General features: G+C 50.6%; 25 protein-coding genes. 14 read left to right on the top strand and 11 right to left on the bottom strand.

Features of this window, described 5'->3' with window-relative positions:
• Nucleotides 1-221: 221 nt before the first annotated feature.
• The 4 genes from rho (at nt 222) to FH871_RS14615 (ending at nt 4,555) form a co-directional block, all read left to right on the top strand.
• Nucleotides 222-2,270 carry a transcription termination factor Rho gene (gene rho / locus FH871_RS14600; protein WP_138992165.1) on the top strand — a complete coding sequence of 683 codons (2,049 nt, stop codon included), beginning with the start codon at nt 222-224 and terminating at the stop codon, nt 2,268-2,270.
• A 212-nt stretch (nt 2,271-2,482) separates the two neighbouring features.
• Entirely contained in the window at nt 2,483-3,415 is a 933-nt protein-coding gene (locus tag FH871_RS14605) for an OmpA family protein (RefSeq protein ID WP_138992166.1), read from the top strand.
• Between the two features lie 31 nt (nt 3,416-3,446).
• Nucleotides 3,447-3,932 (top strand): hypothetical protein, encoded by a 486-nt coding sequence (locus FH871_RS14610; RefSeq protein ID WP_138992167.1) that lies wholly within the window; start codon nt 3,447-3,449, stop codon nt 3,930-3,932.
• Between the two features lie 35 nt (nt 3,933-3,967).
• Entirely contained in the window at nt 3,968-4,555 is a 588-nt protein-coding gene (locus tag FH871_RS14615) for a hypothetical protein (protein WP_138992168.1), read from the top strand.
• A 78-nt stretch (nt 4,556-4,633) separates the two neighbouring features.
• Here FH871_RS14615 and htpG read toward each other — a convergent pair whose 3' ends face one another.
• Nucleotides 4,634-6,463, bottom strand: coding sequence for a molecular chaperone HtpG (gene htpG / locus FH871_RS14620; protein ID WP_138992169.1), 1,830 nt, complete (start codon nt 6,461-6,463; stop codon nt 4,634-4,636).
• Nucleotides 6,464-6,701: 238 nt separating this feature from the next.
• Between htpG and FH871_RS14625 the strand changes: the two genes are divergently transcribed.
• Nucleotides 6,702-7,010: a rhodanese-like domain-containing protein gene (locus FH871_RS14625; protein ID WP_138992170.1), complete on the top strand. Its 309-nt coding sequence runs from the start codon at nt 6,702-6,704 to the stop codon at nt 7,008-7,010.
• Nucleotides 7,011-7,014: 4 nt separating this feature from the next.
• On the opposite strand, the gene dapF is transcribed toward FH871_RS14625, so the two are convergent.
• Both dapF and rplS read right to left on the bottom strand, forming a co-directional pair.
• Entirely contained in the window at nt 7,015-7,785 is a 771-nt protein-coding gene (gene dapF, locus FH871_RS14630) for a diaminopimelate epimerase (RefSeq protein ID WP_138992459.1), read from the bottom strand.
• 167 nt (nt 7,786-7,952) lie between these two features.
• Nucleotides 7,953-8,330 carry a 50S ribosomal protein L19 gene (gene rplS / locus FH871_RS14635; protein ID WP_114406239.1) on the bottom strand — a complete coding sequence of 126 codons (378 nt, stop codon included), beginning with the start codon at nt 8,328-8,330 and terminating at the stop codon, nt 7,953-7,955.
• 185 nt (nt 8,331-8,515) lie between these two features.
• Between rplS and FH871_RS14640 the strand changes: the two genes are divergently transcribed.
• Together FH871_RS14640 and FH871_RS33145 are read left to right on the top strand one after the other, a co-directional pair.
• A complete protein-coding gene (locus FH871_RS14640; RefSeq protein ID WP_138992171.1) occupies nt 8,516-10,015 on the top strand; it encodes an NAD(P)H-hydrate dehydratase in 1,500 nt (499 codons plus the stop codon).
• A gap of 439 nt (nt 10,016-10,454) precedes the next feature.
• Complete coding sequence (locus FH871_RS33145; RefSeq protein ID WP_171062850.1) at nt 10,455-10,622, top strand: hypothetical protein; 168 nt, start codon at nt 10,455-10,457, stop codon at nt 10,620-10,622.
• 102 nt (nt 10,623-10,724) lie between these two features.
• On the opposite strand, the gene feoB is transcribed toward FH871_RS33145, so the two are convergent.
• Nucleotides 10,725-12,863 (bottom strand): ferrous iron transport protein B, encoded by a 2,139-nt coding sequence (feoB, locus tag FH871_RS14645; RefSeq protein WP_138992172.1) that lies wholly within the window; start codon nt 12,861-12,863, stop codon nt 10,725-10,727.
• A gap of 59 nt (nt 12,864-12,922) precedes the next feature.
• Nucleotides 12,923-13,150, bottom strand: a complete 228-nt coding sequence (locus tag FH871_RS14650) for a FeoA family protein (RefSeq protein ID WP_114406273.1) — start codon at nt 13,148-13,150, stop codon at nt 12,923-12,925.
• 325 nt (nt 13,151-13,475) lie between these two features.
• Here FH871_RS14650 and FH871_RS14655 point away from each other — a divergent pair, with 325 nt between their 5' ends.
• The 6 genes from FH871_RS14655 (at nt 13,476) to FH871_RS14680 (ending at nt 19,969) form a co-directional block, all read left to right on the top strand.
• Nucleotides 13,476-14,144, top strand: a complete 669-nt coding sequence (locus FH871_RS14655) for a heme exporter protein CcmB (protein ID WP_138992173.1) — start codon at nt 13,476-13,478, stop codon at nt 14,142-14,144.
• A 7-nt stretch (nt 14,145-14,151) separates the two neighbouring features.
• Nucleotides 14,152-14,850, top strand: a complete 699-nt coding sequence (ccsA, locus tag FH871_RS14660; protein ID WP_229317299.1) for a cytochrome c biogenesis protein — start codon at nt 14,152-14,154, stop codon at nt 14,848-14,850.
• A 42-nt stretch (nt 14,851-14,892) separates the two neighbouring features.
• Nucleotides 14,893-15,102: a CcmD family protein gene (locus FH871_RS14665; protein ID WP_138992175.1), complete on the top strand. Its 210-nt coding sequence runs from the start codon at nt 14,893-14,895 to the stop codon at nt 15,100-15,102.
• Nucleotides 15,103-15,186: 84 nt separating this feature from the next.
• On the top strand, nt 15,187-15,627 hold the full coding sequence (locus FH871_RS14670) for a cytochrome c maturation protein CcmE (protein WP_138992176.1): 441 nt from the start codon (nt 15,187-15,189) through the stop codon (nt 15,625-15,627).
• Between the two features lie 141 nt (nt 15,628-15,768).
• Nucleotides 15,769-18,405, top strand: coding sequence for a cytochrome c biogenesis protein CcsA (ccsA, locus tag FH871_RS14675; protein ID WP_138992177.1), 2,637 nt, complete (start codon nt 15,769-15,771; stop codon nt 18,403-18,405).
• A gap of 268 nt (nt 18,406-18,673) precedes the next feature.
• Nucleotides 18,674-19,969 (top strand): hemolysin family protein, encoded by a 1,296-nt coding sequence (locus FH871_RS14680; protein ID WP_138992178.1) that lies wholly within the window; start codon nt 18,674-18,676, stop codon nt 19,967-19,969.
• A gap of 137 nt (nt 19,970-20,106) precedes the next feature.
• Here the strand turns inward: FH871_RS14680 and FH871_RS14685 are convergent, their stop codons facing one another.
• The gene (locus tag FH871_RS14685) at nt 20,107-20,892 is read right to left on the bottom strand and encodes a LytTR family DNA-binding domain-containing protein (protein ID WP_138992179.1); all 786 of its coding nucleotides are present in this window, start codon (nt 20,890-20,892) and stop codon (nt 20,107-20,109) included.
• 86 nt (nt 20,893-20,978) lie between these two features.
• On the opposite strand from FH871_RS14685, the gene FH871_RS14690 reads away from it, so the two are divergent.
• Entirely contained in the window at nt 20,979-21,431 is a 453-nt protein-coding gene (locus FH871_RS14690) for a PA2169 family four-helix-bundle protein (protein WP_306439237.1), read from the top strand.
• Between the two features lie 103 nt (nt 21,432-21,534).
• Here FH871_RS14690 and FH871_RS14695 read toward each other — a convergent pair whose 3' ends face one another.
• From FH871_RS14695 to FH871_RS14715, 5 genes are all read right to left on the bottom strand, one after another.
• A complete protein-coding gene (locus tag FH871_RS14695) occupies nt 21,535-21,897 on the bottom strand; it encodes a hypothetical protein (protein ID WP_138992181.1) in 363 nt (120 codons plus the stop codon).
• Between the two features lie 79 nt (nt 21,898-21,976).
• Complete coding sequence (locus FH871_RS14700) at nt 21,977-23,002, bottom strand: sensor histidine kinase (RefSeq protein ID WP_138992182.1); 1,026 nt, start codon at nt 23,000-23,002, stop codon at nt 21,977-21,979.
• Nucleotides 22,986-23,678 (bottom strand): ABC transporter ATP-binding protein, encoded by a 693-nt coding sequence (locus tag FH871_RS14705; protein ID WP_138992183.1) that lies wholly within the window; start codon nt 23,676-23,678, stop codon nt 22,986-22,988. Before FH871_RS14705 ends, FH871_RS14700 begins: the two co-directional genes overlap by 17 nt.
• A 3-nt stretch (nt 23,679-23,681) precedes the next feature.
• Nucleotides 23,682-24,938 carry an FtsX-like permease family protein gene (locus tag FH871_RS14710; protein ID WP_138992184.1) on the bottom strand — a complete coding sequence of 419 codons (1,257 nt, stop codon included), beginning with the start codon at nt 24,936-24,938 and terminating at the stop codon, nt 23,682-23,684.
• Nucleotides 24,939-25,074: 136 nt separating this feature from the next.
• The gene (locus FH871_RS14715; protein ID WP_138992460.1) at nt 25,075-26,166 is read right to left on the bottom strand and encodes an efflux RND transporter periplasmic adaptor subunit; all 1,092 of its coding nucleotides are present in this window, start codon (nt 26,164-26,166) and stop codon (nt 25,075-25,077) included.
• Nucleotide 26,167: the final 1 nt, after the last annotated feature.

The following is a 26,167-nucleotide window of genomic DNA, read 5'->3' on the forward strand; positions in this document are numbered from 1 at the left end:
AAACTGTCCCTGTTAAACCCCACCACGCACCAGCGTAGTTGTGTTATTACACTGAAACAGTTGCTGCAAGTGCATAGGTCAAGCAAATATCTGACTTGTAATCAATCGTACCATTAAAGCACTACTTTTCCTCATTTGGATTCATTCATCCACGGCTTGCCGTAGCGACAATTATCTCACACATTTTCAAGTAAAGCCCCCTTTGCTTACTCTGGCTTTTTATGTATAATAAGGAAGAACTCGATCTGAAACTCTTATCAGAATTGAAAGCGATTGCTGAATCATTCAGTATTCGTGACATTAGTAAATTCAACAAAAAGGAACTGGTTTACAAAATTTTAGACCAGCAATCCTTACTCCCCGACCCCGTTCCGGCTCCTACAGAAAACGGCAAAAGCGCGGAAGCCGCCCCGGCGGTGGTCGCCGAAGCCCCGCGCCGTGGACGCCGTCCAAGACCGGAACCAACACCGGTAGCCGAGACGACTCCCGGTGCGCAACCCGCTCCTGTTGCCCTGGAAACGCCGGCTTCGACTCCCGAACCCGTTCAGCCCGAAATGGTAACCCCCACTCCGGAAGCCCGAACTGAGGAACCACGCATACCGGTCGTACGGCCCAATCGTGACAATGCGGCCCGAAATGGCCGACCCGCCGATGTTGCAGGCACCCGCCCCCAAAACCGGCGTGGTCCGGAACAAACCGGCTCCATTCGCCCCACCCGAAACGAAAACTCCGATTCCCACGATCCCCGGCGGGTGCGTCAACGGATTCGCAAAGACGAGGAGGTTGGCGAAGATATTATTCCCGCAGCCCCTTCTGCGGAGAAATCCATTGAAAAAAAGGGACTTCCCAACCAGCCCCAGCGCCCGGAACAACTCCGCAACCGCAAAGGAGAACTGGAACAACCCGCGCTGGATCTGTCGATTGAAACCGAAACCGACGACTTCTACACCGCGCCCACTGAAACCGATGGCGAGCCGTCGGAGGGAACCGCTGTTAGCCCGGCCACGCCTGAAACCCCGGTTCAGGCCGATCAGCCCGAAGCAACCAGTCAAACCCCGGCACAACAACCCGAACGCCAGCAGCGTGACGTGGTGCGCCCGGATGAGTATACCAACCGCATTCGCCGACAGTATAACCAGCACGTTCGGGAATTCGACGGAATCATCGAAAACGAAGGCGTTCTGGAAATCATGTCCGATGGTGGCTACGGCTTCCTGCGCTCGGCCGATTACAATTATCTGGCCAGCCCGGACGACATATATGTATCACCGTCACAAATCAAGCTCTTTGGCCTGAAAACCGGGGATACCGTACGCGGTCAGATCCGTCCACCCAAAGAAGGTGAAAAATATTTTGCCCTGCTTCGTGTTTCATCGGTCAATGGCAAAACGACCGAGGAAATCCGCGACCGGATTCCGTTCGAATACCTCACACCGCTTTTCCCGGAAGAAAAACTGAACCTGAGCTACCGTTCCGATCAGTATTCGACGCGGATTGTGGACCTTTTCGCACCGATTGGAAAAGGGCAGCGTGGGATGATTGTGGCCCAGCCCAAAACCGGTAAAACCGTGCTGCTGAAAGACATCGCCAACGCCATCACCAAAAATCACCCGGAAGTTTACCTCATCATTCTGCTGATCGACGAACGCCCGGAAGAAGTGACGGATATGGCCCGGAGTGTGAACGCCGAAGTCATTTCGTCAACGTTTGATGAACAGGCCGAGCGGCACGTTAAAGTGGCCTCGATGGTCCTGGAAAAAGCGAAACGGATGGTCGAGTGTGGTCATGATGTGGTTATTCTGCTCGATTCGATCACGCGTCTGGCACGGGCCTACAACACGGTGGTGCCTTCGTCCGGGAAGATTTTGTCGGGTGGTGTCGATGCCAACGCCCTCCACAAGCCGAAACGCTTCTTTGGGGCCGCCCGAAACGTTGAATTTGGCGGCTCATTAACGATCATTGCCACGGCGCTGATCGACACCGGTTCGAAAATGGACGAAGTAATTTTTGAGGAATTCAAAGGAACCGGTAACATGGAACTCCAGCTCGACCGGAAACTGTCCAACAAGCGCGTTTATCCGGCGGTTGACGTTCTGTCGTCCGGCACGCGTCGGGAAGACCTGCTGCTTGACAAAGAAACCCTGCAACGCATCTGGATTCTTCGCAAGCACATGGCCGATATGAACGCGATGGAGTCAATGGACTTCCTGCTCGACCGCATGCGCGGAACCCGCAACAACGAAGAATTTCTGGTATCGATGAACCGCTAACGTTCATCTTCCGTCTTTTTTTAAAAGAAAACCGTGTTGCAGCCCGTAAGGGTTGCAATACGGTTTTTTAGTTACCGGACAGTCCCATTGCATTTGAGAAAGGCACTACCGCAGAAGGAGTTTTTCAAAAAAATAATTTCGGGTTTGCATGACTTCACGGCCCTTATCGAGTCTCAATGAAGGAATATAAACTTCAAACCCGTCGTTATTTCATGTTCACCAATAAAACTCCCTGGGTTGTGCTGCTCCTTGTCTGGATGGGCGGTTCAACCTATTGGCACGTCTGCCACATCAAACAATTGTGCGCCGACGACGATACGTCCCAGTCAGCCCTTTCTGCGGATTCAAAAACAACGCCTGCCTTTACAGTTCCCGGTTTGCAATTTGCGGATGGAACAACCGCAACCTTTCAGTCGGCGGGTCATCTGGCATTTGCCAAATCCGGGGCCGAAGTCAACCCGGCGGGCGTTCAGGCTTTGCTGGATTCCCTCTCACTCTATCTGAAAGCAAACCCCGGAAAACGCGTACAACTGACCGGTTTCTATGATCCGAATGAACAAAACCCTTCGACTGACGCCAATCTGGGGCTCGCCCGCGCCAACAGCGTCCGGTCTTATCTGAAAACGCTGGGTGTAGCGGATACGCTCTTCACGATACAAGGCGAATCAACCACCGATCTGGCCTTCACGCCAGCCGGCGATTCGCTCTACGGCGGTATTCGATTTGCGTTTCTGGAAGAAGTACTGGTAAAAGCACCCAAACCGGCCGAAGAAAAATTAGCTGACAGTCAGAAGTTTGCATCCATTTTCGAACCAATGGACCTATACTTCAACACCGGCAAAATCGACTACATCAAAACCGCCGGTACGCGTGAATTTCTGGAGAAGACCCGGACCTACCTGAAAGACCATCCGGATCAGAAACTGGTCATTACCGGCCATACCGATAATGTGGGTCCCGATGCGCTCAATCTAGCCCTGTCTAAGAAACGGGCCACCGCCGTGAAAATGCAATTGGTGAACGAGGGTATTCCAGCCCGTCAGTTGGAAGTTCAGGGCAAAGGCGAAATCCAGCCCGTCGGCACCAATGAAACTGAAGACGGTCGCCGGGCCAACCGCCGGGCTTCGATTGTTGTGAAACCCTAATTCCCTCCGCTCCCAAAAACGCATTACCACTATGTTTGAAATGAATCCCCATCAGTTGCCCGACGCCGTCCTGCAACACTGGATTATGTTACTGGTTTGTGGAACGTTCGGTTTCATCATCGGTTACATCGGTCGAAAAGTTACGATTCGCCAGCTCGAAAGTCAGATCAATGCCACAGAAAGCCAGGTGGAAGAGTGCCTGAAATTGAGTCAGGCCCAGCAGGAAGACATCGTTCTCCAGCGTATCTCCTCCCGGGCGAATGAACTGAATTTCACACGGATCGGCCATTCCTCGCTCGCTAAAGCCGATGACCTGAAGGAAATCAACGGGATTGGCCCGTTTTTCGAGAAAAAACTGCACAGCCTCCGAATCTATACATTTCAGCAGTTGGCCAATTGTACCACGGAAGATACCAACCAGATTGCCAATATCATTGAGTTCTTCCCCGATCGCATCGAACGGGAAGACTGGATCGGTCAGGCAAAAAAGTTACACCGCAAAAAATACGGCGTTTAGAATTCAACTGTTCGACCTAAAAAAGCACTGACATTATGTTCAATTTAGATCCGTTTAGCCGGGGCGTTGCCATTACTGAAATCCTGATCTTGCTGGCCTTTGCCGCCCTGGTGGGTTATCTCCTCGCCCGGTTGATCACCAACAGCCGCATTAGCGAATTAAGAGCCGCTTTGGCCGATCAGGAAGCGGCCCTGGATGACTGCCAACGCAAGCGGAAGGAGACGGTAGCGATGGCTTCCTCTCCAGCAACCAAAACCGTCGAGTATACGAGCACCCAATCAATTGCAGCGACAAGCAATGAAAAAATAGCAGCAGAAAACGATGAAGAAACGGTTTTTCGTAAAATTGCGTCACGCGCTTCGGAATTAAATTTTAGCCGCATTGGCTATGCCACCCTGAATGATGCAGATGATCTGAAGGAGATCGTGGGCGTCGGTCCATTTTTTGAACGCAAACTGCACACACTCGGCATCTTCAGTTTCCGGCAACTGGCCAACTTTACGACCGAAGATGTGGAGAAGGTGAGTGATATTATTGAATTTTTCCCCGACCGCATCGAGCGCGAAGACTGGGTTGGACAGGCCAAACAACTGTATAAGAATAAGTACGGGCGGGAGGTTTAAAAACGTTTTCAGTATTCGGTGGCTAACGCGTGCATTTGAATGCGTCAGCCACCAAATACTGAAAACCGTAAACCCATTTTACAACGTCTCAACCGTCCGGCGGATGAACGCGGTCAGAGCGGAGCCGGAAAGCATACCTTGCGCCAGTTTGGCCAGATCAAGGCTTTGTTTGACCAGTACCTTTTGCTCGTCCGTATCGCTTAATTTCAAAATGCGATCGGCCAGCGGATGGTTTGCATTCACGGCAATGTTGTAACTGTCCGGCATGGCACCAAACATGCCACGCTCCCCGCTCAACGCGGACATATCCTTCATCCGGCGGAAAAACTCGGGCAGGGTGATAATCACCGGCAATTCGTCGGTCGGCATTGCTTCGACGGAAACCGTGCCGGTTTTCGTATCCAGCGCTTCCTCAAACAAGGTTTTCAGTTTCGTTTTGTCATCTTCCGACAGCACACTTTCGTTGTTGATTCCCTTATCGATCAACTTGTCGAAGGTATCGGCATCGACGCGTTTCAGGCTGGTTTTTTCGAGTTTGTATTCCAGTTGGTTGATGAAATGGCTGTCGATTACCGTGTCGAACAGCAACACCTCATACCCCCGTTTCCGGGCTGATTCGATAAAACCGTCCTGTTTCTGCAGATCATTCGTATACAGCCAGACAACCGAGCCGTTTTTATCCGTCTGGTTTTCTTTAACGGCCGCGCTAAACTCCTCAAACGTGAAGTATTTTCCGTCTACGTTTTTCACCAGACAAAAGTCTTTGGCTTTTTCGTAGAATTTCTCGTCGCTGATGATACCGTATTTGACAAACAGACCGATGTCATCGAACTTCTGTTCGAAACCGGCGCGGTCATTGCGGAACAGTTCACCCAGTTTATCAGCGACTTTACGCGTGATGTACCCGTTGATTTTCTTGACATTGCTGTCGGCTTGCAGAAAACTCCGCGACACGTTGAGCGGAATATCCGGCGAGTCGATCACACCGTGCAGCATCATCAGGAAGTCCGGCACAATATCTTTGACCTCGTCGGTGATAAACACCTGGCGGCTATATAATTGAATTTTTTCGCGCCGGATCTGAAAATCATTTTTGACCCTTGGGAAATAGAGCACGCCCGTCAGGTTGAACGGATAATCGACATTCAGGTGAATCCAGAACAGAGGCTCCTCCGACATTGGATAGAGTTCCTTGTAAAAATTCAGGTAATCTTCGTCGGTCAGATCAGAAGGCGACTTGGTCCAGATCGGGGCCGTATTGTTGATGATAGTACCATCAAACTCGATGTCGACGGGCAGAAAACGGCCATATTTTTCCAGAATCGACCGAAGGCGGTCTTTATCGAGAAACTCTTCCGAATCAGCGGCAATGTGCAGAATAATGTCCGTTCCGTGTTCCGCGCGTTCGGCTTCCGTAATTTCAAACTCGGTCGAACCATCGCAAATCCAGCGGGCCGCTTCCGAACCGTCGCGGTAGGATTTGGTGATAATTTCTACGTGATCCGAAACCATGAAGGCCGAATAGAAGCCCAGGCCAAAATGACCGATAATCGCGCCTTTTTCGTCCAGCTTGTCTTTGTACTTTTCCAGAAATTCCGACGCACCGGAAAACGCAATCTGGTTGATGTACTTCTTGATTTCTTCCGCTGTCATCCCGATGCCCCGGTCGCTGACAGTGATGGTTTTGGCTTCCTCGTCGAGGGTGACGGTCACTTTCAAATCGCCCAGCTCACCGTTGAATTCGCCGAATCCAGCCAGTTTTTTCAGTTTCTGTGATGCATCGACGGCATTTGAAACCAGTTCCCGTAAAAAAATCTCGTGATCGGAATAGAGAAATTTTTTGATGATCGGAAAGATGTTTTCCGTATGAATCGAAATTTGACCTTTTTCCTGAATGGTCGAGCTCATGACAATAAAAATTAGAGTATGATTGACGCAATAAACTGATGCCCAGACGGCACCAACAACTGTTCCAGAGCGTCAGAATGTGACAAGTTGGCAGTAAAAAGCCGGTAAAAGGTCGACGGAAAATAAAAGATCGCGGATCCGCTACTATTTTCCGGACTGAGAAAACACCCTTTCCTATTTTCGTGTTTCGTATGCAATGACACCGAATGAACCACCCATCTACACTGCCCTATCGCCTGTGAATCCGAAAACATATACCGACATTACAACGGAAGAAATGGAGTCGCTGGTGATGGAACCGGAAACCGTCATTGTCGACGTGCGCGACGAATGGGAATTTGAAGAATTTAACATCGGCGGCCTGAACATTCCACTAGCCGAAATCCGCAGCAAACGGCATTATCTGCTGCCATATGACAACGTGATTGTGGTCTGCACCAATGGCGTCCGCAGCCGGGTGGCGGTGAAGGATTTCTGCCGCCATCCCGAAATGGAAGAAAAACAGTTGTATCACCTCAAAGGCGGTATTCTTGGAGCCGAAGAATAATTATTTAAACTGCTACCGAACCAGTGAATACCCGAACCGCCGGGCCGATTAAATAAAGATCGCTAAAACCTCCGTCGGTATTGACCACAAAAGAGACGCGTAAATTTCCACCCAGCGTCTGAATCGAAACCGGACTGCTCATGCCGAGTTGCTGGTGCGCAACCAAAGCCGAGGCCGTTACACCCGTACCGCAGGAATAGGTTTCGTCCTCAACACCCCGCTCGTAGGTTCTGACAAACAAGGCATTAGCACCAATAGGCTGCATGAAATTGGCGTTGGTCCCACCGGGTGCAAACCGACTGTCATAGCGAACCGGCCGACCTTCCGCTACGACATCCATCGACTCGACATCCTCCACCACTTTCACGTAATGCGGAGAACCGGTATTCAGAAAAGCGTAATCCGCCTGCTGGTCGATCCCGGCAATCTCATTCATTTTCAGGGATACTTCCGCTTCGTTGACCGAAGCCTGGTGTTCGCCATCGACCGCCAGAAAACGGGTTTCCGTTTCAAACAGGCCTAAATCGTGCGCAAAACGAACGATGCAGCGTCCGCCATTGCCACACATGCTGCCTTCGGCGCCATCCGCATTGAAATAAACCATCTGAAAGTCATACTCCGGGTGATTGCGAAGCAGAATCAAGCCATCGGCTCCGATTCCGAACCGACGGTGACAAAGCCGGGCGATGCGTTCCTGCGAAACCGGGAAGGTTTCGGCGCGGTCGTCGATCAGGATGAAATCATTGCCGGTTCCCTGGTATTTGAAGAAATCGATCATTTTAAGAGTTAAGAGTTAAGAGTTAAAAATTAAGAGTTGGCTGACGCACACAAAACTCTTAACTCTTAACTCTTAACTCTTAATTAATAATTCTTAACTCTTTTTTTGGGGTACAAAAAAAGCCGTCCGGACAGACAGCTTTCTTACTGAGAAGAGGGGCAGTACTACGCCTGTGGCTGTCTTACTTTAGCCTTGCGTTCCTTGATCCGTGCTGCTTTACCCTGACGGCCACGCAGATAGAACAAACGTGCCCGGCGAACGCGGCCCAGACGAACCAATTCAACTTTGTCGATATTCGGCGACAGAATCGGGAAAATCCGTTCTACACCGATACCATTTGAGATCTTGCGTACTGTAAACGTTTCTCCGTTGGTGTTCGGATTCCGGCGCTGGATTACCGTTCCCGAGTAAACCTGAATCCGCTCTTTGTTTCCTTCACGGATTTTAACATGTACATTGACTGTATCGCCTGAGTGGAAGTCCGGAAAATTGTTCCGCCGACCTGCATTCTCAGCTTCGACCAGTTTAATTAATTCACTCATGACCGTAGATATCTTCGGGGGTATGAAATTTCCTAATAAGCCGCAAATATAGCCAAAAGATTCCGTTTTATAAATAGTTGCCCTTAAAATAAATTGATTGCCCCCCGAACCGTGGAAAGTTAACGGGTTTTTAGCTAATTCGCCATTGAAGACCCGAACCCGTTAGTCCCAGTTGATCCAGCCTGATGAAAATTCTGACCGTTGAACAAACCCGTACCCTCGATCAATATACCATTGAGCATGAACCCATTGCGCCCATCAACCTCATGGAAAGGGCTGCTCAGGCGTTTACCGACTGGTATACGGCCCGGTTTGACAAAACCCGTCCCGTTCGGATTTTCTGCGGATTAGGCAACAACGGCGGTGACGGTTTGGCAATTGCGCGTTTGCTGACCCAGTTGGAATATTCCGTGCAGACGTATGTGGTCCGCTACGCTCCCCGCGAATCCGATGATTTCATGCACAACCACCGGCGGCTGAAGCTGATTTCTTCGATCAATTACATTGAAAATGAACGCGATATACCGATTATTCGAAACCGGGAAGTGGTGATCGACGCCATTCTGGGCTCCGGGCTCTCCCGAACCACAGAGGGCATTGTTCAGGCGGTGATCGACGCCATCAACCACAGTCCGGCCACAGTCGTTGCGGTCGATATTGCCAGCGGTCTCTTTGCCGACACCGCCAACGGCCCCAATTCTACCATCATTCAGCCGGATTATACCGTCGCCTTTCATCTGCCGAAACTGGCTTTTCTGCAACCGACCCTGGGGCTTTACGTGGGGGAATGGCACTGGGTCGATATTGGTCTGAGCCGGGTCTTTATCGAACGAACGCCGACGACTTATTTTTACACCACCGAACAGGAAGCCCGCCATTTGTTACGCCCACGAAACCGGTTCTCGCACAAAGGATCGTTCGGGCACGCCCTGTTGCTGGTCGGCAGTTACGGAAAAATTGGGGCCGGTGTTCTCTCGGCCAGAGCGTGTTTGCGGTCGGGAGTGGGGCTGCTGACCGTACAGATGCCCCGTTGCGGCTACGAAATCCTGCAAACCACAGTCCCGGAAGCCATGTGCCTGCCCGATGGCCATTTACACATTCTGTCAGGACAGTCGGAACTGGAAGCACCCGAGCTAAGCAGCTATTCGGCTATTGGTGTTGGCCCCGGCATTGGCACCGCTCCCGAAACCCTGGCGATGTTGCGCAAACTGCTTTCGGAAGCCCAAAAACCGATGGTGATCGACGCCGATGCCATTAACCTGATTGCCCGGAATCGCGACCTGATCGATAAAATACCGAAGAACAGCATTTTAACACCCCACCCCAAAGAGTTTGAGCGCCTGACGCGACGCTGGACGAGCGATTATGACAAATTGGGTATTCTGCGGGATTTTGCCCAGCGCAACCAGTTTGTCGTCGTTTTGAAAGGTGCCCATACGGCCATTGCGACGCCGGACGGCACCACCCATTTCAATTCGACCGGAAATCCGGGCATGAGTACCGGCGGAACCGGCGACGTTCTGACGGGCATTCTAACGGCCCTGATCGCTCAGGGGTATGACCCGGTGGAAGCAGCAGTACTGGGCGTTTTTGAACACGGGCGGGCGGGCGACCGGGCCGCCGAACATCATGGCCCGATTGGTCTGACGGCTTCCGACATCATCGAATCCCTGCGGTGGGATTAAAGCCGGTGGCGAGTGTTTTATCGTAGAAATACTCGTCATCAAAAAAGATTTCTCCTCCTCCATCTATTTTCTTACAACCATCGTAGATACAAGCGGGTCTAACGTTGTGTAATACGTTCCCAAGGGGTGTAGAAAAAAATCTACACTTACCCATCGGCTCTTGTTTATAAAAAACAAAAAAATGCTTTTTAGCTTTTTTTTACAATAAATAACAGACTGAAAATCAAGCAAGTTTTCCTTTTGGTAAGTCAAGTTGAAAAACCGGTATCCACTGGAATAGTATTTGACTGGAGATTAAGTAATCTGCTACAACTTGACATGTAAAAACTACCTGTTTTGAAAATCACGTAGTTGTACGCATACCAAAACCGCCTGAATTGCCGAATTTTGTAGCCTATATCCAGCATATCCTATATCAACACCATAATTGAACATTACCATGAGAAATGTTGTCCCAAAAGAATGGAGAGCGAATCGTACAGGAGGCCGCCGTGCTCGATTTGAAATTGACCAGATTTCATTGTTGGGCGTCCTGACCGTCATGATTTTTGCCTACATTCTCTTCCACTTCGTTTACCCGATCATTTCAAAAGGGTTGTTCTGGTAATGTAAACCGAGTAATCCACACCAAAGCATAATCCACACCAAAACAGATTTCATCAGGAAAAGCGGATTTCAAAACCGGCCGCTCCTGATGAAATCTGTTTTTTTATTTCATCAGTTGATAAACCAGAAAAGCGGACCCATACGCCAGAACGCTCATGTAGGCTAACTGAATCAGGGGCCACTTCCACCCTTTGGTCTCGCGGTAAACGGTTGCGATCGTGCTCATGCACATCATCGCGAATACGTAAAAAACCAGCAACGAAAAAGCCACTGCGGGCGTATACATCGGTCCGCCCGTCTCCGGGTTGATTTCTGCCGCCAGTTTTTCCCGAATCGTATTGTCGTTTCCTTCGTCGGCACTCCCGATGCTGTAGATAGTTGCAATGGTTCCGACAAACACTTCACGGGCCGCAAACGAACTAATGAGGGCAATTCCGATTTTCCAGTCGTAGCCCAGCGGTTTGATCACCGGCTCCAGAATTTTCCCGAACCGACCGGCATATGAGGCTTCCAGTTTTTCGGAAGCGACCCGGTTTTCCACCTGTTCAGCGGGCAGGTTGGCATTTTGACTCCGTACCCGGTTTTCGGCCTGTTCCAGCGCATCACCGGGACCGTAGGACGCCAGCACCCACAGCACAATGGAGATCGCGACGATGACCCGCCCAGCCTGCCAGACGAATGAGGTCACACTGTCCCATACCGTGATGCCGACGTGGTTCCAGCGCGGCCATTTGTAGGTCGGCAGTTCCATCACAAACAGGCTCCGTTCTTTGGCTTTGATGATGAGTTTGAAGGCATAGGCCGCCAACAGAGCCGCCACCAGCCCCAAGAGATACAACCCCATCATCACAACGCCCTGTAAATTCAGGAAGCCCAAGACGGTTTTTTCCGGGACCACCAGCGCAATGAGAATGGTGTATATAGGCAAGCGGGCAGAACAACTCATCAGGGGCGTCACCAGAATGGTGATTAGTCGCTCACGCCAGGAACCGATGCTGCGGGTGGCCATGATGGCCGGAACGGCACAGGCCACACCCGAAATCAGCGGCACCACACTGCGGCCGTTTAGTCCAAATTGCCGCATAATGCGATCCATCAGCACCATCACCCGCGACATATAACCCGATTCTTCAAGCAGCGAAACCAGTAGAAACAGGAAGGCAATCTGCGGAATGAAAACGACGACTCCGCCCACCCCGGCGATGATTCCGTCCGTTAGTAAATCCGTGAGCGGACTGTCGGGAAGTTGTTCGTGCAGGGTGCCGTTGAGCCAGGCCACACCCGCGTCGATGCCATCGACAAAGGGCTGCGCCCAGGCAAAAATGGCCTGGAAAATCAGGAGCAAAACCGTGGCAAAAATGGCATATCCCCAGACCGGGTGCAGCAGAATCCGGTCGATCCGCTGGCTCCAGGTCGACTGGTCGAGGGGACGTTTGTCCTTCACGACGGTTTTAACCACTTCGCCAATGCGCTTGTACCGCCCAATGGTTTCCTTCGCCTGAAAATCGACCTCGTCGAACTGGTATTTTTCAATCAGGCCGTCCAGTTTAACCCGTTGCGGTTGTCCGAGAAACGAAAATCCGTCGTGTTGAATGAGGTATTGCAGCGCGAGATAATTATTGGTGAGCTGGTATTGCTGCCGAACATCGGCAATCAGCCCCTTCATGTCGTGCCCCGTTAAAACCGTCTGCTGTCCGGGATCGAAAAAAAGCGTTTCCGAAACCGTCGGCTGACCGATTTGCTGCTCGATCGCAACCTTCAACAGTTCCAGCCCCTCCCCGATCCGCGCATTGATTTTCACCACCGGCACGCCCAGTTGCATCGACAACCGAACGGCGTTGATTTCCAGGTGCTGCTGCCGGGCAATATCCAGCATATTCAGCGCCATGATAACCGGCACGCCCAAATCCTGAATCTGACTGAACAACAGCAGGTTGCGGTTTAGATTGGAGGCATCGACCACCACCACGGCCACATCCGGGTAATCAGGGTGCTGCGGATTGGCCAGAATATCCGTTACGACCTGTTCGTCGACAGACTTGGGATAAATGCTATAAACACCCGGCAAGTCGATGACCGAAATTTCGGTGGTCTCATTCAGAAAAGCCGTTCCCGATTTTTTATCGACGGTTACACCGGGAAAGTTGCCCACTTTCTGGCGAAGGCCGGTTAATTGATTGAACAGCGATGATTTTCCGGAGTTCGGATTGCCCACGAGGGCGATGACAGGTTTTGATTTCAAGGGTACTATAGAATGAAAAAGCCGGGAACTGTCCTACAACACCCGGCCCCCTGGCGATATTATTGTTCGATTAATATGGTAGCCGCTTCTGATTTCCGCATCGATAAACAATACCCGGAAACATTCAGGCAAATGGGATCCCCCAACGGTGCTTTGCAGTGCAGACACACTTCCGTACCGGGCAAACATCCCATTTCAAGCAACTTCAGCGACATCCATTGGTCACTGAATGACTCGATTACCGCTTTTTCGCCAACCTTTAAATCGGCGACACTGCGCTTCTGTATTTTTCGGTGGGACATTCGCGTATGATATTTAGACTCATTACAAATTAATGCAAGTTAACGGATATCCGTTCGCTTTTACAAGAAATGTTTCAAAAAAACCGGGGTTTTCTGGCAGAGCGCGTAAACGAAATAATTAGTTAAAACGAATAGATTCCACAAACCGGATTAATTCCGGAGATCCTTCTCCCCTGCCCGTGAAAAAACCGTCCTGGTATCAAGCTGAACTGGGGTTTGTGTTGTAATTTTGTAGAATCTGGTACAAACACTCGAAATTCATACATTTTGGCCGGATGACGGAGGGTAAAATCCCTCAGGCAACAGCGCGATGCAACAGCTCAGAGTATTAATCAGCAAAGAATTTCGGTTGGAATGGCGGCAGCGATATGCCCTGAATGGGATGCTGCTCTACATCGTCAGCACGGTTTTCGTCTGTTTTCTGAGCTTCAGCCTGCGCCGAAACCAACTGACACCGATGGTCTGGAACGCCTTGTTCTGGATTATCCTGCTGTTTACGGCCATCAATGCCATTGCCAAAAGTTTTGTTCAGGAACGCGCCGGGCGGCTTTTGTACTATTACACGCTGGTCAGCCCGCAGAAAATCATCCTGTCCAAGATTGTGTATAACACCCTATTGATGCTGGTTTTGGCCGGTTTGGGGTTCGGGATTTACACGCTGGTGATGGGCGTTCCCGGTGAGGGGATGGACATGCCGCTGTTTGTGGTCAATCTGCTGCTGGGTGCCATCGGCTTCGCGGCTTCGCTGACGCTGGTTGCGGGCATTGCCTCCAAAGCCGAAAATAGTGCGACGCTCATGGCGGTTTTGAGTTTTCCGGTGGTGCTTCCTTTGTTGCTTATGCTGATTCGGGTATCAAAAAATGCACTTGATGGCTTGGATCGTAGCGTTAGTCTGGACGAAATCGGAACTTTGCTGGCCATCGATGCCATCGTTCTGGTGTTGTCGGTGTTGTTATTTCCCTATTTGTGGAGAAGTTGAAATGACTATGAAAAAAAACTGGTGGAAAGCCCTGGCCGTCGTCATCATGACGTACGTGATCTGGGTCGGTCTTCTGGGAACGGTTCCCCGTCAACCCATTCTGAATGAGAGCATTCGCAACGTTTACTTTCACGTTCCGCTGTGGTTTTCGATGATCATCCTAATGCTGACGTCCATGATCTACTCGATCCGGTATCTGCGAAAAGGGCGCATGGACGACGATCACATTTCCGTGGAGTTTGCCAACAGCGCCATTCTCTACGGTATTCTGGGGTGTGCCACCGGCTCACTCTGGGCCAGCGTCACCTGGGGTGATCCGTGGCCTAATGACCCGAAACTAAACAGCGTTGCGGTCGGAATGCTGATGTATTTTGCCTACCTGATTCTGCGGAACTCGTTCGACGACGAACTGCGCCGGGCCCGGATTTCGGCGATCTACAACATTTTTGCCTTTGCGGTTTTTGTGCCGCTCATTTTTATCCTGCCACGGCTCACCGATTCACTGCATCCGGGCAACGGCGGCAACCCGGCTTTTGGCAAATACGACATGGACAGCGGCATGCGGCTGGTGTTGTATCCGTCTGTGATCGGGATGACGTTACTGGGCGTCTGGATTACCCAACTGCGGGTGCGGCTGCGTCGACTGCGCGACCGGCTGGATCATGTCAACGATGCTCTGCCCAAAGCCCATTCCACTGCGGAATGATTAGCTGACCAAACTTGTTACCACTTTACACTACTCACTATTATGATACCTAAATTCCTAGTCCTTTGCTTATTGGTATTGCTGTCGTTCAGCAGTCAGGCTCAGGAAATTGAGATGGCTGACCGGCTTCGGGCCGATGGTAAAATCTGGGTCGTGGTGGCCGTATTTCTGGTCACCTTTGCGGGGGTCATTGCCTACCTCATCCGACTGGATACGAAAATTAGTAAATTGGAAAAAGAGATTTCTAAATAGACATGAGACGATAGACAGGAGAGTAAAGACAAAAATGCATCCTAACTTTCTTTATTCTCTTGTCTCGCTTCTTTCCTCTCAATCATGAAAAAAACACATATTCTCGGTATTGTCGTGATTGCCCTGGCAATCGGTATCATCATCTCCACGGCGGGGGATGCCAGTTCCTACGTGACTTTCACCCAGGCGGCTGAACTGGCGAAAAGTGGCGAATCCGACGGCGTTCACGTCGTGGGCACGCTGACTAAAGACGCTCAGGGCAAGATCATCAACATGGTGTATCAACCCCAGGTCGACCCCAACCGCTTTGAATTTACGCTGGTCGACACCGAAAACCACCTCCAGAAAGTGGTCTACAACTCGCCCAAACCGCAGGACTTCGACCGTTCCGAACAGGTGGTGGTCATCGGCAGCATGCAGGGCGATCATTTCCGGGCCGACAAAATCCTGCTGAAATGTCCGTCGAAATACCAGGATAACAAGCTGGAAACGAAGGAGTACGAAGCAAAAACGGCAAAGTTATAAACGGATGGCGAGATGGTTCTGATGGGTGAAAATGGTTGAGTGGATAGGTCATGATTGAAAGCGTTCGATCACCTAACCATTTTTAACCATCAAAGCCATTCAACCATTTTTAACCATCAAAACCATTCAATCATTCCAAGCATGATTCATACAACCGTCGGTAATATCGGCCACCTTTTTGTTATTATATCCTTTGTTACGGCCCTGATGTCCACGTTTGCCTACCTCCGGATTTCACTGGCGGGTAGCGAACTGTTGCAAAACAAGCGGGAGATAACGCAGTGGCGCTGGCTGGCCCGGGGTGCTTTTTACCTCCACGGTGTGGCCATTTTCGGTATCGTCGCCTGTCTGTTCTACATCATTTCCAATCATTATTACGAATACCATTACGCCTGGAATTACTCGTCGCGCGCGTTGCCGGCCGAATACATCATCTCGAGCTTCTGGCACGGACAGGAAGGCAGTTTTCTGCTCTGGCTGTTCTGGAACGTGATTCTGGGCATTGTCCTGATTCAAACCAACCGCGACGACCGGGCGAAAAGCCTCAGTTCGCGCCAGTGGGAAGCCCCCATGATGACGGTTTTTGCGCTGGTTCAGGCGTTTCTGGCGTCCATGATTCTGGGTGTAGTTTTTGGTGATACTTTCAAAGTGGGTAGTTCACCGTTCATATTAATGCGGGATGCATTGGCCGATATACCCATTTTCACCAGCAATCCGAATTACATTCCGGAAGACGGCAAGGGCATGAACCCGCTGCTGCAAAATTACTGGATGGTTATTCACCCGCCGACTCTCTTCCTGGGCTATGCTACCACGCTGATTCCGTTTGCTTTTTGCATTGCCGGTTTGTGGAAAAACGAGCCGAAAGAATGGATGCGTCCCGCGCTGCCCTGGGCGTTGTTTTCGGCGATGGTGCTGGGCGTCGGGATTCTGATGGGCGGCTACTGGGCTTACGAAACGCTTAATTTTGGGGGGTACTGGAACTGGGACCCGGTCGAAAACTCGGTGTTGGTGCCCTGGATGGTCCTGATTGCGTCCATTCACGCCATGCTGATTGCCAAAAAGAGTTCAACCGGTTTGAAAACCGCCATCATTCTTTCCGTAGCCACTTTTCTTCTGATTCTGTATTCGACCTTCCTGACCCGCAGCGGTATTCTGGGCAATGCCTCGGTTCACTCCTTTACGGATTTAGGGCTTTCTGGTCAGTTGCTGATTTACATGCTGGTTTTCGTGGCCATGGCCGTGGTGTTGATCAGTTTCAAGTGGAAATTGATCGAGAAAGACGAAGAAGAAACTTCCGTGTATTCCAAAGAATTCTGGCTGTTCATCGGTGCCATTGTGCTCTGTCTGGCCGGTTTTCAGGTCCTGAACACCACCTCTTTTCCGGTTTACAACAAAATTGGTGAAGCCTTCGGATTCAGCCCCAACATCGCCATGCCCGCCGATCAGGTGGCGCACTACAACAAATTCCAGATCTGGTTTTTCTCGGCCATTGCGCTGTTGACAGGGATCGGGCAATTCATCTGGTGGCGGAAAGTGGGCAAAGGCAACCTGAACTCCCTCATTACTTCCGGCATCATTACGATGTTCATCAGTGGCGGTTTGATTGCGTATGGGGACATTACGAAACCGGCCTTCATGGTGCTGCTCACCACATCGGTTTTCGCCATTGTTGCGAATTCCAGCATTTTGTGGGGCGTCGTTCGGGGGAATTACAAGCTGTCGGGTGGCGCAGTGGCGCACATTGGCGTGGCTCTGATGCTGATCGGGATTTTGTTTTCGTCGGGTTATTCCAAAATTGTCTCCCTGAACAACACCGGTTTGCTGATTTCGAAAGGGGAAGATTTTACGAAAAACGACAACAAGGAAAACAAGGAAAACGTCATCCTGTGGTTGAATCAGCCGCAGAAAATGAGCGGTTATCTGCTGACCTACCGGGGCCAGCGGATCGAAATTCGCGACGTGCCGGACTACGTTCCCCGCAACTGGGTCGAGCCAATTGTGGGCGCCACGCCGGAGCTGAGTTTTCACGGCATTGCGACCCGGGATATTGAACAAAACGGCAAGCTGTACCACAAAAAAGGCGATACCGTTGCCCTGCACCCCGAAAACACCTATTACGAAGTGGAATACCGCGAACCGGGAGGCAAAATTTTCACCTTGTATCCGCGTGGTCAGATCAACGAGCAAATGGGCGCAGGCGGTTTTCTGCCCTCGCCGGACATTCGCCGGATGCCGGGCAAAGACTTGTATACCTACGTCGCGACGGTTCCTGACCCCAGCAGCGAAGGCACCTGGAGCCCGACGGAAACCTACCGGATTGCCCCCAAAGACACCTTCTTTGTGAATGACTACGTAGCGGTTTTTGATAACATCATTCAAACCCGCGAAATCGAAGGAACGCCCCTCGGGCCAAACGATGCGGCCGTCAAAGCCGTGGTTCGTGTGCTGGACAAGGAGCGGGAATATACCCTGTCGCCGGCCTTCATCATCAAGGACCGCATGGTGGGCCGGAAGGCCGAAACCAACGAAGAACTCGGTTTACGGCTTCAATTGAACGAAATCGACCCGCGAACCGGCCTGTTTACCTTCACGGCCAACACCACCCAGCGCGATTACATCGTGATGAAAGCCAAGGAAATGCCGCTCATCAACCTGCTCTGGATCGGGACGTTTGTGCTCGTCATCGGTTTTTCGATGGCTGCGATTCGTCGCTACCGGGAATTCACCAAGATGCGGGACAAAAAGAAGCCGACGCTGGTGGGCAGTTCGCAGTAGCCGTTTTATGAAAATCAGAGAAACCGTTCTTATTTCCCTTTCCATCGGCTGCCTCATATTATGGGTTCTGGAGTTCCGGCGGACGCGTACATTTGGCGAACATTACTGGCTAATTATGCTGTGTCTGGCGTTTTTGCTGGCTTTTATGTATGTTCGTGGCGTACACCTGAATTCGGTCAAACAAAAACCAAACGTTCCGGTGAAACCAACCCGAAAAAAGAAGAAAAAGTCTTGAACCGCACGGACGGCCCCGCGGTTCAGAAACCCTATGGAATCCTACAGTATTCTCCTCGGAGCATTCGTGGCACTGGTGCTGGCCGGTTTTTTCTCGGCAGTCGAGATGGCCTACCAATCGGTGAACCGGCTTTATTTTGAACTGCACAGTAAACAGGGGCCCTTGGGCGAGAAGCTGGTATCAGCCTTTCTGAAACAACCCATTCTGTTTGTTGGCACCACCCTGACCGGGAATACGCTCTTTCTGGTGTTATATGGTGTGCTGGGCGTGACGGCCCTCAACCCGTTTCTGTCGGCCTACGTCCCGGATGCGTTCAACCATCCCGTTACGCTGATCGTCATCGAAACGCTGATTCTAACGGTTGTTTTCATGCCGTTCGCGGATTATGTTCCCAAAAGCCTGGCGCTCATTCACCCCGATGCGTTCATGGAAAGGCTGGCCATCCCGATTTGGGTCATCTACAAGGCCATTGCCCCCATCGTTCGGCTGATGGTCTGGCTCACCAAAGGCATCGTCAAGATTATTCCGGGAAGTCAGTACTCCGAAGTCCGGCCGGTTTTTGGGCTGATCGACCTGAACCACTACCTTCAGCAGTTCAACCAGCAGAAACAGCAGGTCGATTCGAGTCAGGAAGAAATCGACATCGACACCGAAATCCTGAACAATGCCATCGATTTCCGCAATGTAGCCGTGCGGGATTGCATGATTCCGCGGACGGAAATTACGGCCGTGGATGTGGAAGACAGCATTGAAGAGTTGAAGAAATGTTTTCAGGACAGCGGCCACTCAAAAATTGTCGTATACCGTGACAACATTGACGATGTGATCGGCTATTGCCACGCCCTCGCCCTGTTTCAGAAACCACAAACCATCGAGAGCATCCTGACGCCCATTCGGGTTGTGCCGGACAGTATGCCCGCCCGGTTGTTGCTCGAAAAGTTTCTGGCCGAACGCAGAAGTCTCGCTTTGGTGGTCGATGAATTCGGGGGGACATCGGGTCTGGTCAGCGTCGAGGATTTGGTCGAACAGATTTTCGGCGAGATTCAGGACGAATACGACACCAACGAAGACTGGGACGAACGGCAACTGGACGACAACACCTGGCTTCTGAGCGCCCGGCACGAAATCGAAAATCTGAATGAAAAGTACGGCTGGGGCATTCCGGAAGGCGATTATGACACCCTGGGCGGTTTAATTTTATCGATCAATGGCGAAATTCCGAACGTAAACGATGTGATTGAAATGCCGCCGTTTACGTTTACAATTCTGTCGATGACGGAAGCCCGGATCGATCTGGTGCGGGTTCAGATTGTTCAGAAGGAAGACTAGAGGCTAGAGCAGAGACAAGAGAGTAAAGACATTCTCTTAAATCCGTTACCACCTCTCTTTTCTCACTTCTCTATTCTCACTTCTCTATTCTCACTTCTCTATTCTCACTTCTCTATTCTCACTTCTCTATTCTAAAATCACCCCTGCTCAAACCACTCCCGAAACACAGCGGCTTTTTCTTTGCTGATGGTCAATTCGGTCGTGGCCGGTTTTCGGAGGGTGACAATCAGTTTGCCGCTGTAATGCGATTGATAACCCGCGATCGCATGCAGATTGACCAGACACTGGCGGTTGGCCCGAATGAAAACATCCGGGTCGGTCAGTTCTTCCAGTTCATCCAGTGAGCCATAATCCGTCACCAGTTTCTGCCCGTCCATCGTATAAAGATAAATCAGCTCATCCCGGCAGAAATACGCCACGTTTTCTTCCAGAACCGGCACAATATTCCGGAGATAATGCGCCATAAACCGGTGTTTGTACTTTTTCGTCGGTGCTGATACGTCCGCCAGTAAATCCCGGAGCTGATCCCGAAAATCGGCCGACGTACCGCCCTGCCGCCAACGGTGGTATTTGTCGAAAGCAGCTTTCAATTCGTCCGGTTCGACTGGTTTCAGCAGATAATCGATGCTGTTGAGTTTGAACGCCCGAATGGCATACTCGTCGTAGGCTGTCGTAAAAATGATGGGACACTTCGGATTGATTACACGGTAGATATCAAAACTGACTCCGTCTGAAAGTTGAATATCGGACAGGATCAAATCCGGCTCCGGTAGATCGGTGGCGCGGTGGCGGCCAAACCACTCCAGCGCCATCTGAACACTCTCCAGCGGACCCTCGAGATGGGCCTCCGGCTCCAGTTGCCGAACCAGTCGGGCCAACGTTTTGGCAACCAGCGGTTCATCTTCGATCAGTAAAATAGTCATGCCTTTTTACGCTCAAAATCGCATTTTATTAAACATTCGCTGAATGATCCAGTTAAAATAGGTAATAATCAACACACCTTGCAATCATGACAAACGACGAAATCGTTGACTCTCTGAATGATCTGGTTAAAATAAATAACGACCGCATCAATGGTTTTGAAAAAGCCGCCGAGGACATTGAAGACGCCGAACTGGCTTCTCTCTTCAAGAACCTGACTTCACAAAGCCGGAAATTCCGGAGCGAACTGGCCGACAGCATCGTTCGCATTGGCGGACAGGTTCCCGGTGTTGAAGAAACCAGTACCGGCAGCAAAATTCACCGGGCCTGGATCGACATCAAATCGGCCTTTACGGGCAAAGATCGCCATACCGTACTTGAATCCTGCGTTTTTGGCGAAAATGCTGCGGTTGAAGAATACGAAGAAACGCTGGAAGATGAAAGCATTCCTTCTTACATCCGCCAAACCCTCAGCGCCCAGCTCGACGAACTCCGCCAGACCCGCGATCAAATCGCGACGCTGCGGGATGTTACTGAGTAAAATCTGAAATAATAGCGAATAATGAATGTTGAATAGCGAATAACGAAAGAGAGCTGATTTTTTTGCTTTGGTTCTGACTTCGTTATTCGCTATTCAACATTCATTATTCAATATTCTCTTTTTGTTTTCCTTTCCTTCCCAATCCCGTCGAAACCGCATCCAGCGTAGTCGCCAGTTCCTGAAGTTTTCCTTTCATTTCTTCTTCCGCATTCTCCAGACTTTTCCGGGTCAGCTTCGCCAGTGAATGCAGCGACTCGGCAATTAGCAGGCTTTTTCCGGTGGCCAGTGCCGCCTTCAGTTGCTCCAGTTCATCCGAAATATCGTCCAGAACCAGGTGGCCCGATCCGAGCGCCCGGACCCATTGATCAATAAAGCTATTGGCCATCGGTTGCAAATGAACCGGATCGGTAGTCAACTCCCGGAGCGTAATGTCCAGCAGTTGGTCGGCGTTGTGTGCGTGCGTCATAGTTTTTCACGAAATGATGATTGCGCACAATGTACGACGATTGGCCATTCATTTGTTATTTTTCAGAGTTCATTTTTCATTAAACCAAGGGAACGCTCACCCGAAACCGGTCATTGTGTTCCTCCACCTTCACATCCTTCTCGCTCAAAAAGTGGTATAAAGCTTTCAGATTGGTCAACCCTTGCCCATTCGATGTTTCAACCCGCGGTTTTCGTTGCAGGTTATTTTCGACGGAGACGTACTCTTTATCCGCCACGATCTGAATGGTCAGCGGCTGCCCGGCATTGGCAATATTGTGCTTGATGGCATTCTCAATCAAAATTTGTAAGGTCACCGGCACAATGGCTTTATCGGCGTAGGCCGGTGGGATTTTCACCTGAATATCAAGTGAGCCGTTAAAGCGGGTTTTCAGGAGCAGAATGTAGTTATTTATAAAGTCGGTTTCGGTGGTTAAACTCACCAGATCCTTATCCTTGTGTTGGATGACATACCGGAATACTTTCGATAATTGCCGCAAAAATTGCGACGCTAAATCCGGATTTTCGTGAATTAAGCCGTCCAGCGACGACAAACTATTGAAGAGGAAATGCGGACTAATCTGGTTTTTCAAACTATCGAGTTGCACCTGAATTTTTTCCTTTTCGAGTTGGGTCGCCCGAATGGCATTCTCCTGCCATTGTTTCAGGAAATGACTGGCAATAAAGCCCAGACATACCACCGTATTCGCTAAAAAAACCGTCATCCCAATAATGATCACGCTAAACCGGTTCAGTAAAGGAACGCTCGTTAATTGTGCCGATAATAACTCGGTATAAACAAAATAACTAATTACCAAATACACGGTTTTTACAATGCCCCACCCACCAATAATCTGAATCACAACGCGTAATTTGATGTTTTTTTCAAAAGGTAAGCGTCGGTTCAGGTAGTCGTTAAACCAGTAATGAAACAGCCAGATGGCGTTCAAAACAAAAAAGGATAAAAAGAATAATTCAACCTGAATCTGCCACGTAATATCAGGCATCAGCCACTGCCGACCCACCACGCCACCCAGCGCTCCCCACAGCAACAGCAGCTCGACGTATTTGTTAAACTTGATTTTCATGGCTGGAAATGATCATGCCGTCCGACATCTCGATAACCCGGTCGCAACCGGCGGCAAAGTCGGGGTCGTGGGTAACGGCAATAATGGTTTGGTGGTTTTCCTGCGCAATTTCGCGGAAAATATCGAAGACAATCCCGGTATTGGTCTTGTCCAGGTTTCCCGTTGGTTCGTCGCCCATCACAATGGTCGGATCATTGATCAAGGCGCGGGCGATGGCCACGCGTTGCTGTTGTCCGCCCGATAATTTGCTCGATAGTTTGCGGGCGTGGTCTTCCATTCCGATCATTTTCAGCTTTTCGTAGGCCCGGTGTTCCACCTCTTCTTGCGAATATTTTCCCAATTTTAAAGCCGGAAGCATCACGTTTTGTAAGGTGGTGAATTCCGGCAACAAAAAGTGAAACTGAAACACAAAACCGAGGTGTTCATTCCGAAACTTCGACAGATAATCCTGACTGCGACCCGTTAACGTCTGCCCATTAATTTCCAGCGTTCCTTCATACTCCGTATCCATCGTTGACAGCAAATACAACAGCGTCGATTTGCCACACCCCGACTTGCCAACGATCGCCAGGAATTCACCTTTATTGACTTCAAACGTCACATCTTTCAGCACCTGAAATCGATCGGGTTCGGTGAAGTACTTATTGAAATGCGATGCTTTTAATACCTTTTCCATCGTTTATCCTCTTAATATCGAAACCGGGTCTACTTTCGAGGCTTTTCGCGAAGGGAAATAACCGGCTAAAACCGTCGTAATCAATCCGAAGAGAAGACCCATTCCGTAGTATTTCAGATCAAAAATAACCGGGAACGTTTTGATGCTTAAAAAATCCCCGGCGTTGAACGGCGTTATCGACAATAAATAACTGAGAACAAAGCCAATCAACAGCCCCAGTAATCCACCCAATACGCCGATAAAAACCGCCTGGAGCAGAAAAATCAGGACGATATCTTTCCCTTCAAAACCGGTCGCTTTCAAAATGGCGATGTCCTTTATTTTATTGATGACATTCATGTTCATGATGTTGTAAATGCCAAAACCGGCCACCACCAGCAACGTCATCGACACCACAAACGTCATGACATTCCGGATTTTTTCGCCCGCCAGGATGGCCGAGTTCGCTGTCGCCCAGTCTTCCGTATAATACCCGTACATCGCCCGCAGTTTTTTACCCAGTGGCAGCGCCAGCAACGGATCGAACATTTTGATGTGAATATCGGTCACATAGCTCGCATCTTTCTGCAAAATCTCCTGCACCGTCGATAAATTGGCGTAACTCTTGGTGTTGTCGACCGTTCCGATGCCAAACCCAAACGTGCCGACCACCCGCAGAATCATCGTCCCCCCCGTCGGCGTCGTCACACTCACCTTATCGCCTTCACGAACGTTGAGCTTCCGGGCCAGCACATTGCCCATAATCAGCCCGTTCGGGTTGCTCCGCAAGGCTTCAATCGTTCCGGATTTTAACCGGCTTTTCAGGTTGTACAGCCGGTTTTCGCGATCAATGTCAACCCCGGCGATGGTGCCGGAAATCTGAATGGGACCGTTGTTATAGAACGCCTGCGTACTGAGCTGGGGCGAAACCCCCAGCACGCCCGGTTCCTGCTCGATCCGCCGGGCGATCAGAAAACCGTTTTTCAGCCGCGACAATTGCTCCTTCGGTTTCTGGTGGTAGATGACGTTGAACGCCGAGTCGCTCCGGTTCAACTGATCGATCAGGGCGGGGCGCTGCGTGTTCACCTCGTTGTACATCCGCACGTGCGGACTGGCATCCAGTGCCGAGTCTTCCAGAAACTGGTTGACGCCCTGCATGAACGAGATCATGGTGATGAACATGGCAATCCCGAACGTCACGCCCAGCATGGCAACGAGGGTTTGCCGCTTCTTCGACAGCAGGTGCGTTCTGGCAATTTGGGTGGTGATGCTGAGATTCATGAGTTTTGGGGAAATATTTCGCTGAGTTTAGCGGAGGAAAAGGGACGGGGCCGCCCGTGCGGTGAAGCAGAGTTATTAATTCCCTCAGCTTAACTCTTCTAAACTCCGCTAAGCTCTCCGAAATATCTTTTTACATTCATTCCGGATTAATCAAAATCGATTGTTCGCTCAAACCACCTTTCACCTGAACCAGATCGAAATTTTCGGCGCCCTTCACAATCTTTATCTTCTTCTTATCACCGTTCTCACTGACCCAAACGCTGTCATTTCCAACCACATACGACTTTGGAATCGTCAGCACCCGCTTGTTCTGGCTGATGATGATGTTGGCTTCGACCGTCAATCCGTAATACGCGTCGGGTCGTTCACCGACAAAATCCGCATCGACCCGGAACGACTGATCGACCCGGTTCAGCTTCGGATAAATCTTCCGAACCCGGGCCCTGAACACTTTATTGGGATAAACATCCGCTTTGACCACCACCTCCTGCCCTTCCCGAATCTTCCCGAAATCGCTTTCATCGACCGCCAGTTTCACAAACACATCATGCCCACTCCCAATCAGCGCAAGCTGATCGTTCCGCCGAATGACTTCGCCCGGTTCTTTCAAAATCTCGTACACCTTGCCATCCACAAAACTCCGGACGCGGGTGTTGCCCTGCTCCTGCCCGCTGGCCACGTACTGACTCCTGGAGTTTTGCAAGTCGACATACAACTGATTCCGGGTGCGTTGCAACGAACTGCGCCGGGCAATGTAGTCGTTCCGAGACGTTTGGTAGGCCAGTTGAACCCGCTCCAGCTCGGCTTTGGACGTCGCATTTTGCTGGTATAAATCCCGATAGCGGGCATAGTTGACCGAGTCGTTGGCCAGGCGGGTTTGCGCCGTGCGAACCTGCGCTTCGAGTTCGGCTAAAACCGGCGAGTTGTCGCTCAGGTTGGCCTGCGACTGCCGGTAAATGTTGGCCGTAGCCTGTTCGCGCGCGTCCTGTGTAATATCTTCCAGCACAAACAACAACTGACTGCGTTTGACTGAATCACCTTCGCGAACCAGCTTCTGCTGCAAAATACCGTCGGCATTGGCCAGCACTTTGTACTCATTCCGGGGGTAAATACCGCCCGATGCATATACCGCTTCCGTCAGGTCTTTGTAAGTCGGCGAAGTGCCTTCTTCTTTCCGGTTACAACCGGATAAAACCGCTATAGCCAGCAGAATGAGGCCCTTTTGCATT

It is taken from the genome of Larkinella sp. C7, from assembly GCF_006149005.1.
Taxonomy (GTDB): Bacteria; Bacteroidota; Bacteroidia; order Cytophagales; family Spirosomataceae; genus Larkinella.

Coding starts and splice junctions, on each gene's coding strand:
- rho (WP_138992165.1), top strand. CDS start 222: ATGTATAATAAGGAAGAACTCGATCTGAAACTCTTATCAGAATTGAAA.
- FH871_RS14605 (WP_138992166.1), top strand. CDS start 2,483: ATGTTCACCAATAAAACTCCCTGGGTTGTGCTGCTCCTTGTCTGGATG.
- FH871_RS14610 (WP_138992167.1), top strand. CDS start 3,447: ATGTTTGAAATGAATCCCCATCAGTTGCCCGACGCCGTCCTGCAACAC.
- FH871_RS14615 (WP_138992168.1), top strand. CDS start 3,968: ATGTTCAATTTAGATCCGTTTAGCCGGGGCGTTGCCATTACTGAAATC.
- htpG (WP_138992169.1), bottom strand. CDS start 6,463: ATGAGCTCGACCATTCAGGAAAAAGGTCAAATTTCGATTCATACGGAA.
- rplS (WP_114406239.1), bottom strand. CDS start 8,330: ATGAGTGAATTAATTAAACTGGTCGAAGCTGAGAATGCAGGTCGGCGG.
- FH871_RS14640 (WP_138992171.1), top strand. CDS start 8,516: ATGAAAATTCTGACCGTTGAACAAACCCGTACCCTCGATCAATATACC.
- FH871_RS33145 (WP_171062850.1), top strand. CDS start 10,455: ATGAGAAATGTTGTCCCAAAAGAATGGAGAGCGAATCGTACAGGAGGC.
- FH871_RS14655 (WP_138992173.1), top strand. CDS start 13,476: ATGCAACAGCTCAGAGTATTAATCAGCAAAGAATTTCGGTTGGAATGG.
- ccsA (WP_229317299.1), top strand. CDS start 14,152: ATGAAAAAAAACTGGTGGAAAGCCCTGGCCGTCGTCATCATGACGTAC.
- FH871_RS14665 (WP_138992175.1), top strand. CDS start 14,893: ATGATACCTAAATTCCTAGTCCTTTGCTTATTGGTATTGCTGTCGTTC.
- FH871_RS14670 (WP_138992176.1), top strand. CDS start 15,187: ATGAAAAAAACACATATTCTCGGTATTGTCGTGATTGCCCTGGCAATC.
- ccsA (WP_138992177.1), top strand. CDS start 15,769: ATGATTCATACAACCGTCGGTAATATCGGCCACCTTTTTGTTATTATA.
- FH871_RS14680 (WP_138992178.1), top strand. CDS start 18,674: ATGGAATCCTACAGTATTCTCCTCGGAGCATTCGTGGCACTGGTGCTG.
- FH871_RS14685 (WP_138992179.1), bottom strand. CDS start 20,892: ATGACTATTTTACTGATCGAAGATGAACCGCTGGTTGCCAAAACGTTG.
- FH871_RS14690 (WP_306439237.1), top strand. CDS start 20,979: ATGACAAACGACGAAATCGTTGACTCTCTGAATGATCTGGTTAAAATA.
- FH871_RS14695 (WP_138992181.1), bottom strand. CDS start 21,897: ATGACGCACGCACACAACGCCGACCAACTGCTGGACATTACGCTCCGG.
- FH871_RS14700 (WP_138992182.1), bottom strand. CDS start 23,002: ATGAAAATCAAGTTTAACAAATACGTCGAGCTGCTGTTGCTGTGGGGA.
- FH871_RS14705 (WP_138992183.1), bottom strand. CDS start 23,678: ATGGAAAAGGTATTAAAAGCATCGCATTTCAATAAGTACTTCACCGAA.
- FH871_RS14710 (WP_138992184.1), bottom strand. CDS start 24,938: ATGAATCTCAGCATCACCACCCAAATTGCCAGAACGCACCTGCTGTCG.
- FH871_RS14715 (WP_138992460.1), bottom strand. CDS start 26,166: ATGCAAAAGGGCCTCATTCTGCTGGCTATAGCGGTTTTATCCGGTTGT.